Genomic DNA, 17,305 nt, shown 5'->3' with positions numbered 1-17,305 from the left:
CAGTCGGTGGTTGAGCGCTCGGTGCCGGGGTTGTTCGCCGCGCAGGTGGCCCGCGCCCCGCAGGGGGTGGCGCTGGGCTGTGGGGACCGGTCGTGGACCTACGAGCAGCTCGATGAGGCGTCAAACCGGTTGGCCCACTTTTTGATCGATCACGGCGCCGGGCCGGGCCAGTGTGTGGCGCTGCTGGTGCCGCGTTCGGCCGAGGCGATCATCGCGATCCTGGCGGTGCTCAAGACCGGGGCGGCCTACCTGCCCATCGATCCCGCCCTGCCCGACGAACGGATCGGGTTCGTGCTGGGCGACGCCGCGCCGATCGTGGTGCTGACCACCGCCGGGCTGGCCCAGCGGGCCCAGCGCCACGGCAGGCCGGTGCTGGATGTCGCCGACCCCGCCATCGATACCCGCCCCGACACCGCCCTGCCCGATCCGGGGCCCGAGCAGGTGGCCCACATTATTTACACCTCGGGCACCACCGGGGTGCCCAAAGGGGTGGCGGTCACCCACGACAACATCACCCGCCTGTTCGACACCCTGGATGTGGGCATCGACCTGGACCGCGAGCAGGTGTGGACCCAGTGCCACTCCTATGCGTTCGACTTCTCGGTGTGGGAGATCTGGGGTGCCCTGCTGCACGGGGGCCGTCTGGTGGTGGTGCCCGAGCAGGTCGCCGGTTCCCCGGATGACTTGCATGCCTTACTCATTGCCGACAACGTCACGGTCGTGAGCCAAACCCCGTCCGCGGCGGCGATGCTCTCCCCCGCCGGCCTGGACGGGGTGACCCTGATGGCCGCGGGGGAGGCGTGCCCACCGGAGGTGATCGAGCGGTGGGCGCCCGGGCGGGTGATGCTCAACGGGTACGGGCCCACCGAAACCACCGTCTATGCCACCATCAGCGCCCCCCTGACCCCCGGGGTCACCAGCGTCCCGATCGGGGCGCCGGTGCCCGGGGCGGCGCTGTTCGTGCTCGACGCCTGGCTGCGCCCGGTCCCCCCCGGGGTGGTCGGTGAACTCTATGTCGCCGGGCGCGGCGTCGGGGTGGGCTACTGGCACCGGCCCTCCTTGACCGCGGCCCGGTTCGTGGCCTGCCCGTTCGGGGGACCGGGGGCGCGGATGTATCGCAGCGGGGATCTGGTGCGCTGGCGCCCCGACGGCCAACTCGACTACCTCGGACGGGCCGATCAGCAGGTCAAGATCCGCGGCTATCGCATCGAACTCGGCGAAATCCAGGCCGCCCTGGCCAGCCTCGACGGGGTGGAGCAGGCCGCGGTCATCGTGCGCGAAGACCGCCCCGGCGACAAACGCCTCACCGGCTACGTCGTCGAAAGTGCCCCCGGCACGGTCGATCCCACCACCGCGCGGGCCGCCCTGGCCGAGCGGCTCCCCGGGTTCATGGTGCCCACCGCCATCGTCACCCTCGACACCTTGCCCACCACCCTCAACGGCAAACTCGACACCCGCGCCCTACCCCCACCCGACTATGCCGATGCCGATCACTACCGCGCCCCCACCACCGCCATCGAAGAAATCCTCGCCGGCATCTACGTCCAGACCCTCGGCCTCGACCGCGTCGGTATCGACGACTCCTTCTTCAACCTCGGCGGCGATTCACTGTCGGCGATGCGACTGATCGCCGCCATCAACGCGGATCTCAACGCCGACGTATCGGTGCGGACGTTGTTCGACGCGCCAACGGTTTCCGAGTTGGCGCCCCGGCTCGCCACCGGGGGGAGCCGACGCAAGCCGCTGGTACCCGCTGAGCGCCCCGCGAAGATCCCGCTGTCGTTCGCCCAGAACCGACTGTGGTTCGTCAACCAGTTCGAAGGCGGGGTCGCGACCTACAACATGCCGACTGCGTTCCGCATCACCGGGGAGCTGGACCTGGAGGCGCTCGCCGCCGCCCTCGATGACCTTGTGGCCCGGCATGAGTCGCTGCGCACCGTGTTTCCCGACGTCGACGGCGTGCCGTTCCAAGAGGTCTTGCCGGCCCGGCCGGGGATGTGGCGGCGCGGCGACGCCACGGTGGTGGCGGTGCCCGATCAGCAGGCCGTCGCCGGTGAGTTGATCACGTTGGCGGCTCATCCATTCAACCTGGCCGCGGAAATCCCGATTCGCGCACAGATCTACTCGGCGGCTCCCGACGACCACGTGCTCGCGATCGTGTTGCACCACATCGCCTTTGACGGGTGGTCGTTGGCCCCGATGTTCACCGACATCGGCGTCGCGTACGCGAGCCGATGCGCCGGGCACGCCCCGAACTGGACCGAGCTGCCGGTGCAGTACGTCGACTACACGCTGTGGCACCAGGAACTGTTGGGGGCGGAGTCCGATCCGGACAGCGTCGTTTCTCGGCAATTGCGTTACTGGCAAGAGGAACTCGCGGATCTGCCCGAGATAACTTCGCTGCCGACGGATCGTGTCCGGCCCCCCGCGCCCAGCTACCGCGGCGACGAGGTGGACCTGCTGATCGAGCCCCCGGCCTGGGCCGGGGTCAAGCGGCTGGCCGCGACGCACAACGCGACGGCCTCGATGGTGCTGCAAGCCGTCATGGCGGTGTTGTTGCACCGCTCCGGGGTGGGCGACGACGTGGTGATGGGCACACCGATCGCCGGGCGATCGGATCGGGCGCTCAACGACCTGGTCGGGTTCTTCGTCAACACCTGGGTGTTGCGGGTGGACCTCGACCCCGCGCGCCGGTTCTCCGATGTCCTCGCACGGGTGCGGCACAAGGCGCTGGACGCCTACGGCAACCAGGACGTGCCGTTCGAGCGCCTGGTCGAGCAGCTCAACCCCGTGCGGTCCGCCGCGCACCACCCGCTGTTCCAGGTGCTGATGGTCTTGCAGAACAACGTGCGACCCGAATCATTCGCGATCGACGGTGTCGGCGTCGAGCAGTGGGCGGTGCCCACCCGCGCCGCCCGATTCGACTTGGATTTCGAACTGGTGGAGGTGCCCAGCGACGAGCCGGGCGCACCGAGGGCCGCCGGGTCGGTGACGTATGCGACGGATCTGTACGACCGGTCCACCATTGTGCGGTTGGTCGAGCGCTTCGGGCGCATACTGGACGCGGTCGTCGCGGACCCGTCGGTGGTGGTGGGAGAGATCCCGTTAATGGATTGTGCGGAGCGCGAACTCGTGCAGTCGACATGGGCCGGCGCCGCAGCGCACGCCCGGGCGGGTCTCGCGCCGCAGTTGTTGGCCTCGGCGGTCGCGGCCGACCCGGACGCGGTGGCGGTGGTCGACGACGGCCGCGCGACGTCGTATCGCGAGCTCGATGAGTTGTCGACACGGTTGGCGCGCATCCTGATCGACGAGGGCGTGGGCCCGGAGCGCGCGGTGGCCGTCGCGATGGATCGGTCCGTCGAGTTGGTGGTCGCCTGGTGGGCCGTCGTGAAAGCCGGTGGCACCTATGTCCCGGTCGACCCCTCGCATCCGGTCGAGCGCATCGCGACGGTGCTGGACACCGTGGACGCGGCATGCGTGCTGACCCGCGGCGAAGACACCCTTGCCGGTGCGGGAACTCGCCGCGTACTCCGCCTCGACGGTGTGGACCTAACCGGACGCGCCGCGGACCCAATCACCGACGCCGAGCGGCTGGCCCCCCTTACCGCGAACACCACCGCCCACGTGATCTTCACGTCCGGATCCACCGGCGCCCCAAAGGGAGTCGCGGTCAGCCACGCCGGCCTGCTGCAAATCGCCGCGCTGGGCGAGGCACTCGGCCTGAGCGCGGACACCCGGCTGCTGATGCTCGCCGCACCGACCTTCGACGTGTCGATCGGCGAACTGTTACTGGCCGCCGGATCGCGCGCGGCGCTCGTCGTGGCACCGCCGGAAGCCGCTGCGGGAGAGGCGCTGACGGCGTTGCTGCGCGACCAACGCGTCAACGCTTCGGTACTGACACCGTCAGTGCTGTCGTCCCTCGATCCCGCCCGGCTGGACGCGGTCGGCACACTCATCACCACCGGGGAAGCGTGCCCACCCGAACTGGCGGCCGCGTGGGCGGCGGGTAGGCAGCTGTTCAACGCCTACGGCCCCACCGAGGCCACCATCTGGTCCACCTGCAGCGCGGCCCTGTCGGCGGGGCAGCCCGTAGGCATCGGAACGCCCATCCCGGGCGTGCACGCTCTGGTGCTGGATGCCCGGCTGAACCCCGCCCCCATCGGCGTGGTCGGCGAACTGTATCTGGGTGGCCCCGCCCTGGCGCACGGTTATGTCGGCAGGCCGGAGTTGACCGCAGAACGGTTCGTAGCCAACCCCTTTGGCGATGCCGGGGCGCGCCTGTACCGCACGGGCGACCTGGTCCGCTGGACCTCCGCCGGGACTCTCGACTACCTCGGACGCGCCGACAGCCAGATCAAGCTGCGCGGACAGCGAATCGAATTGGGCGAGATCGAGAACAGCCTGTTGGCCTGCCCACACGTCACCATGGCCGCGGCCACGGTGCACAACAACGGCACCGGCGCCCACCTGATCGCCTATGTGACCTTCGAGCACAGCACCACCGCCGACCCCGATGACGACGCCGGCGACGACGAAATCGTCGCCCAGTGGCAGCACGTTTACGACGACCTCTACGGCACGGACGCCGGCACCACGGGGCTCGGCGCCGACTTCCGCGGCTGGAACAGCAGCTACACCGGCGATCCGATCCCGCTCACGGAGATGGAGGAGTGGCGTTCTGCCACCGTGGACCGGATCATGGCCCTGCGGCCGCGGCGGGTGTTGGAGATCGGCGTCGGCCTCGGCCTGATCCTGTCCCGGGTCGCACCGGAGTGTGAACGGTACGTCGCCACCGACATGTCCGCGGCCGCAATCGATTACCTCGCCCGTTCGATGGAGCAGCTGGAACTCCCCTGGCGTGACCGCGTCCAACTGCTGACACAACCGGCTCACGTGACCGAGGGTTTGCCGCTGGGATTCTTCGACACCGTCATCCTCAACTCCGTCGTTCAGTACTTTCCGAACGCGGAATATCTGGCGGATCTCGTCGACAACGTGTTGGAGTTACTGTGCCCGGGCGGCACGCTGTTCGTCGGCGACGTGCGCAACCACACGCTGCAGGGCGCGTTCCAGACCGCGGTCGCACTCGCCCGCAGCGACACCCCCGAGACCGCCGAGCTTCGTCAACGCGTCCAGCGCGCCGTGGTCGGGGAAGCCGAACTCCTGCTCGCCCCCGAGTTCTTCACGACCCGATTCGCCGACCACCCGTCGGTGTCAGGGCTCGACATCCAGGTCAAGCGCGGAGCGGCCGACAACGAACTGAACCGCTACCGTTACGATGTCGTCGTCCGCAAGGCACCCACACCGGTGCGCAGCCTGGCCGCCACGCCTTCGTGGGCGTGGGCCGAGTGCGGGGGACCGGACGGACTGCACGAACGGCTGGCCGCCCGACGTCCCGACGCGATCCGCGTTTCCGGCATCCCCCGCACCGGATTGATCACCGACGTCCATGTCGAACAGGCCCTCGCGGAAGGCCTTTCGCTTGCCGACGCGCTCGCCCGGGCCTCCGCCGCCGAGCCGTCCGACGCCGTGACGCCCGAACAACTGCACCGAGCCGCGGAGAGCATCGGTTACCGCGCCGCCGTCAGCTGGGGCGCCCAACCTGGCACGCTCGACGCCGTCTTCGTCGCGCCGGATAACGAAGGCGCCGAGCACATTCCGGGCTTCACCGATGCCTACCTGCCGAGCGACGAAGGCGGCAGTCACGCGAACGACCCCCGCAACAACACCCGGATCAGCGCGGTGCGCCGGCGGCTGAGCGCCCGGTTGCCCGACTACATGCTGCCGACGCAGATCGTGGTCCTCGACGAGTTCCCCATCACGTCGTCCGGCAAGATCGACCGAAAGGCGCTGCCGACACCGGTGTTTGCCGACACACCGTTCCGTGCGCCCCAAACCCCGACCGAAGAGATCCTGTCCGGCATTTACGCCCAGGTGCTCGGGCTCGACCGGGTCGGGGTAGACGAGTCATTCTTCGACCTCGGCGGCGACAGCATCTTGTCCATGCAAGTGGTGGCGCGCGCCCGCGCGGCCGGGCTCAGCTGCCGGCCCCGCGACATCTTCGTCGAGCAGACCGTGGCCGGCCTGGCCAGGGTGGTCAGCGTGGCCGATACGACCGCACCGATCGACGAGGGAACCGGCGACGTGGTCGCGACGCCGATCATTCGGTGGTTGCAGGGCGTCGACGGCCCGGTCGACCAGTTCAACCAGACCATGGTCGTGCAGGCGCCGGCGGGCGTCGGCCAGGCCGATGTCGTCGCCGTGCTGCAGGCCCTGCTGGACCGGCACCCCATGCTGCGGCTGCGGGTCGTCCACGCCCCGGACGGCTGGAAACTGGCTGTGCCCGAACCGGAGTCGGTGCACGCCGCCTCCCGCGTGCATACCGCCGACACGCTCAGCGAGGGGGCGATCGTCGCCGCGCGGTCGCTGCTCGATCCGGCCGCCGGCGTCATGCTCACCGCCGTGTGGGCCACCACCACCGGACAGCTGGCGCTGATCGTTCACCACCTCGCCGTCGACGCGGTGTCGTGGCGGATCTTGCTCGAAGACCTCAATATCGCCTGGGCCCAACACCACACCGGGCAGCCCATAACGCTCCCCGCGGCGGGCACGTCCTTCCGGCGCTGGGCCGCGTTGCTCGCTCAACACGCCGTTGCGCCAGCGGTATTGGCGCACGCCGGCACCTGGAAGGAAATCGCTGCGACTCAGCCGGTGCTGCCGCCCGTCCAAGGCGCCGTCGATACCTACGCCAGCGCCGGGCACCTGTCGGTCTCCCTCGACGGCGAGAACGCCCGCGCGCTGATGAGCGAAGCGCCCGCGGCCTTCCACGTGGGGATCCAGGACATCTTGCTGATCGCGTTCGCCTTGGCGTGCGCCGAATTCCTGAGCACCGGTGACGCGGCGATAGGTTTCGACGTCGAAGGTCACGGGCGCGACGAAGAATTGGCCGCCGATGTGGACCTGTCCCGCACCGTGGGCTGGTTCACCACCAAATACCCTGTCGCGCTGACCGCCGGCGCACTGCCCTGGACGCAAGTCGTCACCGGTGGCGACGCGCTCGGCCCGATCATCAAGCGCGCCAAGGAACAACTCCGCGCGGTTCCCGATCCCGTGACCTACGGCCTGCTGCGCTACCTCAACGCCGACATCGATCTGGCCGGCCCCGACCCCACCATCGGGTTCAACTACCTGGGCCGCCTCGGCGCACGCGGCACCGAAGCCGGGGCTACGAGCGATCTTTGGCTGATCAGCGAGGACGGCTCGGCGCTCGTCGAGGCCGCGACCGCGGTGACCATGCCGTTGATGCACACCCTCGAGCTCAGCGCCGTCGCCGTCGACACCGATGCGGGTCCGCAGCTGAACGCCACCTGGACCTGGGCACCCTCGGCGCTCGATCACGCCCGCGTCGACCGGCTCAACCGGTTGTGGTTCGAGGCCCTCGCCGGGATCTGCGCCCACGTCGCACGGGGAGGCGGCGGGCTGACCCCCTCCGACATCGCGCCCGCACGACTGACCCAACAGCAGATCGACAGCCTGCAGCAGCGGTACCCGATCGCCGACATCCTGCCCCTGACCCCGCTGCAGCAGGGCCTGCTGTTCCATGCCAGCGCCACCCAAGGGTTGGACGGGCTGTCCGAAATGTATTCCGTGCAGCTCGATTTCACGGTGGCCGGCCCGCTCGAGCCCGACCGGATGCGCGCGGCGGTGCAAACGGTGCTCGATCGCCACCCGAACCTGGCGGCCCGGTTCTGCACCCAGGACGAACCGGTGCAGCTCATCCCGGCGCATCCCGCGGCGGCATGGCAGTACGTCGAACTGGGCGACGGCGACCCCGACGCGCAGATCCAGCGGCTGTGCGCGGCCGAACGCGTCGCGGTCTGCGACCTGTCGAATCCGCCGGCGTTCCGGGTGGCGCTGATCCGCACCGGACCCCACCGGCACCGGATCGTCGTCACCAACCACCACATCGTGCTCGACGGTTGGTCGACGTCGATCTTGCTGCAAGAGATGTTCGCCGCGTACTACGGGCAGCGGCTACCCGCGGCGACGTCGTATCGCCGATTCGTCACCTGGCTGGCCGAGCGCGATGTGCAGGCCGCCCACACCGCCTGGAGCGAGGTGCTGGCGGGATTCGATTCCCCCACCCTCGTAAGTTCTTTCAACCGAGCGGGTCCCGGGCGGCGGGGCGAGGCCACGTACCGGTTCTCGGAGCAGACCACGCGCGCCCTGACCGAACTGGCCCGCTCGCACCACACCACCATCAACACCGTGTTGCAGGCCGGCTGGGCGCAGCTGCTGATGTGGCTGACCGGCCAGCGCGACGTCGCCTTCGGCGCCGCCGTGTCCGGACGCCCGACCGAGCTTCCCGGAGCGGAATCGATTGTGGGGCTGTTGATCAACACCGTGCCGGTGCGCGCCACCATCGCCGCCGACACCACGACGACCGCGTTGCTCAACCAGCTCCAGCACGCCCACAACCAGACCCTGGACCACCAACACCTGGCGCTGACGGCCATCCACCACCTCACCGGTCACGACCAGTTGTTCGACACCCTGTTCGTCTACGAGAACTATCCGGTCGACACCACCGCGATGGCGGGCGCGCAGGAATTCACCGTCACCGACATGACCACCCACGAGTCCACCCACTACCCACTGACTCTGGAAGCCCGGACGGGCGAGCAACTGGGCGTGCGCGTGGAATACGACAGCAACACCTTCGACGCCGACACCATCGACACACTCATCACGCGATTGCGGCGAGTGCTCGAGGCCATGACCGCCGATCCCTCCGCCCGCTTGTCGGCCGTCGACTTGCTCGACGAGCCCGAACACGCCCGGCTCGACGCGTGGGGCAACCGGGCAGCGTTCGACCGGCCGGTGACGCCCGTGTCGATTCCGGCGCTCTTCGCCGCCCAAGTCGCGCGGACTCCCGACGCGGCGGCGCTCACTTGCGATGGCCGCTCGATGACCTACTCGGAACTCGACGCGGCGGCGAACCGGTTGGCGCACTTGCTAACCGAGCAGGGGGCGGGTCCGGGACGATGCGTGGCGCTGCTGTCCACCCGGACGGCCGAGGCGATCGTGGCGATCCTGGCGATACTGAAATGCGGGGCCGCCTACCTGCCGATCGACCCGGCGTTGCCGTGGGACCGGATCGAGTTCATGATGACCGACGCCGCGCCGATCGCCGCCGTTGTCACCGGGGAATCGGCCGGCCGGCTGGACCTCGGCGCCCTGCCGGTCATCGATGCCGACGACCCCCGGCTCGACGCCTACCCGGCGACGGCCTTGCCGCTGCCGGAGCCCGACGACCTCGCCTACATCATCTACACCTCCGGAACCACCGGCGTCCCCAAGGGCGTATCGATCACCCACCACAACGTGACCCAGCTGATCGCATCGCTCGATCGGGATCTTGCTTCGCCACAGCAGGTTTGGACCCAATGGCACTCCTACAGCTTCGACATCTCGGGCTGGGAGATCTTCGGTGCCCTGCTGCATGGCGGCCGACTGGTGGTGGTGCCCGAGCCGACCGCCGCCTCCCCCGACGACTTCCGTCACCTGCTTATTTCGGAGAAGGTGACGGTGCTGTGTCAAACCCCGACCGCCGTCAGCGCGCTCGCGCCCGAAGGGCTGGAGTCCGTGGCGCTGTTGGTCGGCGGCGAGGCGTGCCCGCCCGAGGTGGTGGACCGATGGGCCCCGGGACGGCTGATGATCAACGAATACGGCCCCACCGAAACGACGATGTGGGTGACGTTGAGCGCCCCGCTGGCGGCGGGGTCGGACGTGGTGCCCATCGGAGCGCCGGTGCCCGGGGCGGCGTTGTCGGTGCTGGACGGCTGGCTGCGCCCGGTGCCGGCCGGAGTGGTCGGCGAACTGTACGTGGCCGGACACGCTGTCGGAGTTGGCTATTGGCGCCGGGCGGGACTGTCCGCTACGCGCTTCGTCGCCTGCCCGATCGGGCCGCCGGGAACACGGATGTATCGCACCGGCGACCTGGTCCGGTGGCGTTCCGACGGACAACTCGAGTACGTCGGCCGGGCCGACGACCAGGTGAAGATCCGCGGCTACCGCATCGAACTGGGCGAAATCCAAACGGCGCTAACGCAACTCGACGGCGTCGAGCACGCGGCGGTGATCGCCCGCGAGGACCGGCCCGGGGACAAACGCCTCGTCGGCTACATCACCGGCTCCGCCGACCCAACCGCGGTGCGCGCGGCACTGGCCGGCCGGTTACCGGCCCACATGGTCCCGGCCTCGGTGGTGGCGCTGGAGGCGCTGCCACTGACCGTCAACGGCAAACTCAACGCCCGCGCGCTCCCGCCGCCGCGATACGACGACGCCGATCGGTACCGCGCCCCGGCTAATCGGGTCGAACGGGCGCTGGCCGACATCTACGCCCAAGTCCTGGGTGTCGAGCGCGTCGGGGTCGATGACTCGTTCTTCGACCTCGGTGGGGACAGCATCTCGGCGATGCGTGCCGTCGCCGCCATCAACAGCGCCCTGGATGCCGGCCTCGCCGTGCGGACCTTGTTCTACGCGCCGACCGTCCGAGGCCTCAGCCGGCAGCTGGGCAAGACCGAGCGCGACGAAGACTTGGTTCCCGTCGAGACCCTGAAAGAGGGCAGCGGCGTTCCGGTTTGGTGCATTCACGACGGCTTCGGGCTCAGCTGGCCGTATCGCGCGCTGGGCGAATATCTGGACTGCCCGATCATCGGGATCAACCACGTCCCACAGAACGGGGAAGGCCAACCGGAATCGATTCGCGGCATGGCGGAAAGATATGCCGACCGGCTGCAAAGCGCCTACCCGGATGGTCCCTACAAGCTGCTCGGCTGGTCGTTCGGCGGTGTCGTCGCGCACGAGCTCGCGATCGAGCTGCAGCGCCGCGGGTGCGTCGTCCAGAGCCTGGTGCTGCTGGACGCGCCGTACTCCGCGGCCAAGGGGGTACCGAGGTTGGCCGCCACCAGAATCCGGGCGTCGGCCGAAAGCCATGTCCTGGAACGCATCCTGCGGAACAACGGCATAGACATCCCGGCGGGGTCGGGGCCCCTCACCGCCCGGCGGGCCGAAGAGCTGATCCGCCGGCAGCTGGGAGATTCCGCTCTGGCGCCCGCGCGGTTGCTGGAGTTCATGGTCAACAGCGCCAACGCCAGCCAGTCGTACCTAGTCGACCACGTTCCCGATGTCTTCGACGGTGACATGGTGGTGTTCTCCGCGGCACGCAATGGGAACGGGAATGGCGACAGCCCCGGATTGAAGGCGCAAGTGCATCGGATGGGCACCCAGCTGCTGATCCGATCCCGCTTGCGGAAGTGGAAATCCCACACCGCCGGGGCCTTCACCGCGTACTCGATCGACTGCTCGCATTACGACATGTTGACCAGCGCATCGCTCAACATGTACGGCGAGCACCTGAAATTCGCCTTAGAGACGTGAGAGAACGGTAGGAGAAACGTGAGATGGGCATGGTGAAGAAGACGCGCGCCGAGGACCGGGCCGACTTTGCGGACATGCCCCGGGGCGGCCCGGACGCTTCCTGGTTGGACCGGCGGTTGCAAACCGACCGGCTGGAATACCTGGACCGCGACGACGTCGACGATCTCAAGCGCAAGGTGATCTCCGCGCTCGACCGCGCCGAGCGGCGGCAGTCCCGCGCGCACGAGGCGCTGGCCCGGGTGGTCCTCGGCGAGGTGACCGACGTGCCCTCGCCGAAGATCCTCGAACTGGGGGCCGGGTTCGGCGGTCTGTCGCGCAGGCTGCTCGCGAACCACGCTACGGCGCAGGTCACCGTCACCGACGTCGATCCGACGTTCGTCGCGGCGCTCGCCGACAGCGACCTGGGGACCCACCCTCGCGCCACGGTGCGGCAGATGGACGCCACCGCGATCGACGCCCCCGATGGCCACTACGACCTCGCCCTGTTCGCGTTGTCGTTGCATCACCTGCCCCCCGAGCCGGCCGCCCGGGTGTTCGCCGAGGGGACCCGCGCGGCGAAGAAGCTGCTGATCATCGACCTCCGCAGGCCCCCCGCCGCGCTGCACGTCCTGGTGTTGGCGGCGGTGCTGCCGTTCACTCGGATGGTCCCGCTGGCACACGACGGGGTCATCAGCTCGTTACGGGCCTACAGCCCGTCGGCGCTGACGGCCCTGGCCCATCATGCGGATCCGGGTATCACCGTCGAGTTCCGCACCCGGGCGCTGGGCCCGACGGTCGCGGTGGCCTATCGCGGCTAGCCTTCCAGTTCCCGCTTCAAATTGGCCAAGACCTCGCCCTGAATCCTCTTCAGTCCCATGGGCGCAAAGGTCTTCTCGAAGAAGCCCTTGACGCCGCCCGCGCCCGTCCAGGTGGTCTTCACCGTGACGCTGGAGCCGGGGCCGGCGGGCGCCACCGTCCAGTTGATGATCATCGACGAGTTCGCGTCCTTCTCGATGACGGAGTGGCCGGCGACGTCGACGTCGACCTGCACGTCGCGGACGCGCGACTTGGTGGCCTGCAACTTCCACTTGGCGACCGTGCCCGCCCCCTGGCCGCCCTGCAACACCTGGTAGTCGCTGTACTGGGGGGACAGGATCTTCGGGCGCACCGTCTGATAGTCCGCGACCGCCGCGAGGGTGGCGGCCGGCTCCACGTTCACCAAAATTGTGCTGGCAGCACTCACCTGTCCCAAAACAACTCCTGAAGCTATGCCGCCCGCGCGCGGGTGCACGGGCTGTGGTCGAAGACTAGGGTATATGTGGTGCCTGTCCCTGGATCTGCACTCTCGGCGCACAAGTCGGGCGTTGACCGGTTGATGGCGAGTTATCGATCCATCCCCGCGACGTCCGCCGTCCGGCTCGCCAAACCTACGTCAAACCTGTTCCGCGCCCGCGCCAAACGCGACGCGCCCGGCCTGGACACGTCGGGGCTGACCGGCGTCCTGGGCGTCGACCCGGAATCCCGCACCGCCGACGTGGCCGGCATGTGCACCTATGAGGATCTGGTCGCCGCGACGTTGCCGTTCGGTCTTTCGCCACTGGTGGTCCCGCAATTGAAGACCATCACCCTCGGCGGTGCGGTCAGCGGCCTGGGGATCGAGTCGGCGTCGTTCCGCAATGGCCTGCCGCACGAATCGGTGCTGGAGATGGACATCCTCACCGGCGCCGGCGATTTGCTCACCGCTTCACGAACCCAATACCCCGACCTGTTCCGTGCCTTCCCCAATTCGTATGGGACGCTTGGTTATTCGACCCGGCTGCGGATTGAGCTGGAGCCCATCGCGCCGTTCGTCGCGTTGCGCCACATCCGGTTCCGGTCGTTGCCCGCGCTGATCGCGGCGATGGAACGCATCATCGATACCGGCGGCCATGGCGGCACACCCGTCGACTACCTGGACGGGGTGGTGTTCAGCGCCGACGAGAGCTACCTGTGCGTGGGCCGGCGCACCACCACGGCCGGACCGGTCAGCGACTACACCGGCAAGAACATCTACTACCAGTCCATCAGGCACGACTCCGCGGGGCCGGAGGCCACCAAGGACGACCGGCTGACCATGCACGACTACATCTGGCGCTGGGACACCGACTGGTTCTGGTGCTCGCGCGCGTTCGGTGTGCAGAACCCCCGGCTGCGGCGCTGGTGGCCGCGCCGCTACCGGCGCAGCAGCGTGTACTCGAAGCTCGTCGCCGTCGACCAGCGCTTCGGAATCGCCGACCGGATCGAGAAGCGCCACGGCCGCCCCCCACGGGAGCGGGTGGTCCAGGACGTCGAGCTGCCGGTGGAACGGACCTGCGAGTTCCTGGAATGGTTCCTGGGCAACGTGCCGATCACCCCGATCTGGCTGTGCCCGCTGCGGCTGCGCGACCACGAGGGCTGGCCGCTGTACCCGATGCGGGCGGACCACACCTACGTCAATGTCGGCTTCTGGTCATCGGTGCCGGCGGGCGCCGCGGAAGGCGCCACCAACCGGACGATCGAAGCGAAGGTGAGCGAGCTCGACGGGCACAAGTCGCTGTATTCCGACTCGTACTATGCCCGCGAGGAGTTCGACGAGTTGTACGGCGGCGAGGCCTACAACACGGTCAAGAAAACCTACGATCCCGATTCCCGTCTCCTCGATCTCTACGCAAAGGCGGTACAACGGCGATGACAACGACCAAAGAATCCCACCGCACCACCGGAAAACTGAGCATGGCGGAGATCCTGGAAATCTTCGCCGCGACCGGACGCCACCCGCTGAAGTTCACCGCCTACGACGGCAGCACCGCGGGTTGCAAGGACGCCGAGCTGGGCCTGGGCCTGCGGACGCCGCGCGGCGCGACCTACCTGGCCACCGCCCCCGGCGAACTCGGCCTCGCCCGCGCGTACGTGGCGGGCGACATGGACCTCTACGGCGTCCATCCCGGTGACCCCTATCAGCTGCTCAAGACGCTGACCGACCGCGTCCAGTTCAAGCGGCCGCCGGCGCGGGTGCTGGCCAACGTGGTGCGTTCGATGGGACTGGAGCGGCTCGTCCCGGTCGCCCCGCCGCCCCAGGAGACCCCGCCCCGGTGGCGGCGGGTCGCCGACGGGCTGATGCACACCAAGACGCGCGACGCCGAGGCCATCCACCACCACTACGACGTCTCGAACACGTTCTACGAATGGGTGCTCGGCCCGTCGATGACCTACACGTGCGCGGTGTACCCCGACGCCGACGCGACGCTGGAACAGGCTCAGGAGAACAAATACCGGCTGGTGTTCGAAAAGCTCGGGTTGCAAGCCGGCGATCGGTTGCTCGACGTCGGCTGCGGCTGGGGCGGCATGGTCCGCTTCGCCGCGCGGCGCGGCGTGCGGGTGATCGGCGCCACCCTGTCGGCGGAGCAGGCGAAGTGGGCGCAGCGGGCGATCGAAGACGACGGGCTCGCGGACCTCGCCGAGGTCCGGCATTCGGACTACCGCGACATCCGCGAGGGCGGTTTCGACGCCGTGTCCTCGATCGGATTGACCGAACACATCGGGGTCAAGAACTATCCGGCCTACTTCGGGTTCCTCAAGTCGAAGCTGCGCACCGGCGGCCTGCTGCTCAACCACTGCATCACCCGCCACGACAACAAGTCGACGTCCTTCGCGGGCGGCTTCACCGACCGGTACGTCTTCCCGGACGGCGAGCTGACCGGCTCGGGCCGCATCATCACCGAGATCCAGGACGTCGGCTTCGAGGTGCTGCACGAGGAGAACTTCCGGCATCACTACGCGATGACGCTGCGGGACTGGTGCCGCAACCTGGTCGAGCACTGGGACGCCGCCGTCGACGAGGTGGGGCTGGCCACCGCCAAGGTGTGGGGCCTGTACATGGCGGCCTCGCGGGTCGCGTTCGAGCAGAACAACCTGCAGCTGCATCACGTGCTGGCGGCCAATGTCGACCCGCGGGGCGACGATCAGCTGCCGCTGCGCCCGTGGTGGACGCCGTAGGCCTGTGGCGGCAGCTCTAGACGTTATCGATCCGGCGGGCGCCCAGCTCGTTCTGGAGCAGCTCTAGCGCGACCTCCTCGGGGTCGCGGCGCGGCCCGGCCGACTCCGCGCGGCCGGCCTCGGCGAGCATGTGTTCCTCCTCGTCGCGCTGGGACACGTCGGGGGCGGGCTCCTCGGTCTTCGGGGCCGGCGGGCTCGGCTCGACCGGCGCGGCGTCGCCAACCTCGCAACGCACCCGCCAGTTGACGCCCAGCGCGTCCTTGAGCGCTTCGGCGATGACGTCGGCGTTGCGCTGCTCGCACAGCCGCTTGGCCAGCGGCGCCGAGGAATGCGTCAGCACCAGCGTGTTTTCCTCGAGGGCGCGCACGGTGGCACCGGCCAGCATCACCTCGGTGGTGCGGCTGCGCTGGCGCACCTTGTCGCGCACCGTCGGCCACATCGTTCGCACGGCGGCCGCGTTGAGTTCGCCGGGTGCGGCGGCCGGTTCGGGGACCGGCTCGGGGATCGCGGGCGGCGGGACCGGTTCGGGGACGGCCTCCGGCATGGGCACGGGCGGAGCGGACCTGGGCGGGGCCGCCTCCCGGGGCGGGGTCGCCTCCCTGCGCGGCCGCACGGGAGCAGCGACCGCCGGCCGCGGCGGATGCGCGGCGGCCACCTCGGCGGCGGGGATGGACATGTCCAACCGGGTCTCGATCCGCTCGACACGTTGTAGCAGCGCCGACTCGGTGTCGCTGGCCGAGGGCAGCAGCAGCCGCGCGCAGACGACCTCGAGCAGCAGGCGCGGGGCCGTCGCGCCGCGCATCTCCCCCAGGCCCGCCTGCACGACCTCGGCGTAGCGCGTCAGCGTGGCCGACCCGAGGCGGGTCGCCTGGTCGCGCATCCGGTCGAGCACGTCCTCCGGGGCGTCCACCACGCCGCGGCTGACCGCGTCCGGAACCGCATGCAGCACGAGGAGATCGCGGAACCGTTCCAGCAGGTCGGTGGCGAAGCGGCGTGGGTCGTGGCCCGCGTCGATCACCGACTCCACCGCACCGAACAGTGCGGCGGCGTCCGACGCGGCGAGGGCGTCGACCGCGTCGTCGATCAGCGCGACGTCGGTGGCGCCCAGCAGCCCGAGCGCCCGCGGGTAGGTGACGTGGTTCCCCTCGGCACCCGCCAGCAGCTGGTCGAGCACCGACAGCGTGTCGCGCGGGGAGCCACCGCCGGCGCGGATCACCAGCGGGTACACCGCGTCGTCGACGGCGACGCCCTCCTGCTCGCAGATCCGCCCGATCAACGCGCGCATGGTCTTTGGCGGCAGCAGCCGGAAGGGGTAGTGGTGGGTGCGCGACCGGATGGTGGGCAGCACCTTCTCCGGTTCGGTGGTGGCGAAGATGAAGATGAGGTGCTCGGGCGGTTCCTCCACGATCTTGAGCAGCGCGTTGAACCCCGCCGTGGTCACCATGTGCGCCTCGTCGATGATGAACACCCGGTAGCGCGACTGCGCGGGCGCGTAGAACGCCCGGTCCCGCAGCTCGCGGGTGTCGTCCACGCCGCCGTGGCTGGCGGCGTCCAGCTCCACCACGTCGATGCTGCCGGGGGCGTTGGGGGCCAGCGCCGTGCACGATTCGCAGACCCCGCACGGCGTCGCCGTCGGGCCCTGCACGCAGTTCAGCGAGCGGGCCAGAATCCGCGCGGACGAGGTCTTCCCGCAGCCGCGCGGCCCGGAGAACAGGTACGCATGGTTGATGCGGCCGGCTTCCAGGGCGATCGACAACGGCTCGGTGACGTGCTCCTGCCCCACCACCTCGGCGAAGGTTGCCGGTCGGTACCTGCGGTAGAGGGCCACGGTCAGCAGGCTACCGGCGCCGGCCGACGACAGCGCGACGGG

At 69.4% G+C, this 17,305-nt stretch carries 6 protein-coding genes; 4 read left to right on the top strand and 2 right to left on the bottom strand.

What is annotated here, in order from left to right; translation table 11 throughout:
* Positions 1-11,442 (top strand): non-ribosomal peptide synthetase (locus A5680_RS07080; protein WP_082970290.1); only part of this gene is annotated, 11,442 nt, incomplete at its 5' end.
* Between the two features lie 29 nt (positions 11,443-11,471).
* Positions 11,472-12,239 carry a class I SAM-dependent methyltransferase gene (locus A5680_RS07075; RefSeq protein WP_067817636.1) on the top strand — a complete coding sequence of 256 codons (768 nt, stop codon included), beginning with the start codon at positions 11,472-11,474 and terminating at the stop codon, positions 12,237-12,239.
* Here the strand turns inward: A5680_RS07075 and A5680_RS07070 are convergent.
* Positions 12,236-12,673 carry an SRPBCC family protein gene (locus tag A5680_RS07070; RefSeq protein ID WP_067817606.1) on the bottom strand — a complete coding sequence of 146 codons (438 nt, stop codon included), beginning with the start codon at positions 12,671-12,673 and terminating at the stop codon, positions 12,236-12,238. The genes A5680_RS07075 and A5680_RS07070 overlap by 4 nt on opposite strands.
* A gap of 66 nt (positions 12,674-12,739) precedes the next feature.
* On the opposite strand from A5680_RS07070, the gene A5680_RS07065 reads away from it, so the two are divergent.
* Positions 12,740-14,131, top strand: a complete 1,392-nt coding sequence (locus A5680_RS07065) for an FAD-binding oxidoreductase (RefSeq protein ID WP_067817603.1) — start codon at positions 12,740-12,742, stop codon at positions 14,129-14,131.
* Positions 14,128-15,435, top strand: a complete 1,308-nt coding sequence (locus A5680_RS07060; RefSeq protein ID WP_197499738.1) for a class I SAM-dependent methyltransferase — start codon at positions 14,128-14,130, stop codon at positions 15,433-15,435. Before A5680_RS07065 ends, A5680_RS07060 begins: the two co-directional genes overlap by 4 nt.
* A 16-nt stretch (positions 15,436-15,451) precedes the next feature.
* Here A5680_RS07060 and A5680_RS07055 read toward each other — a convergent pair whose 3' ends face one another.
* On the bottom strand, positions 15,452-17,263 hold the full coding sequence (locus A5680_RS07055) for a DNA polymerase III subunits gamma/tau (RefSeq protein WP_067817600.1): 1,812 nt from the start codon (positions 17,261-17,263) through the stop codon (positions 15,452-15,454).
* Positions 17,264-17,305: the final 42 nt, after the last annotated feature.

Origin of the sequence: Mycobacterium sp. E2989, from assembly GCF_001667595.1 — a bacterium.
In the GTDB taxonomy this organism is placed as follows: Bacteria; Actinomycetota; Actinomycetes; order Mycobacteriales; family Mycobacteriaceae; genus Mycobacterium.
The sequence above is the reverse complement of the archived record's forward strand: the minus strand, read 5'-3'. Positions and strand labels throughout refer to the sequence as shown.

Bases quoted from the DNA above. Each gene is read 5' to 3' on its own strand.
- A5680_RS07060 (WP_197499738.1), top strand. From the start codon at position 14,128: ATGACAACGACCAAAGAATCCCACCGCACCACCGGAAAACTGAGCATG.
- A5680_RS07075 (WP_067817636.1), top strand. From the start codon at position 11,472: ATGGTGAAGAAGACGCGCGCCGAGGACCGGGCCGACTTTGCGGACATG.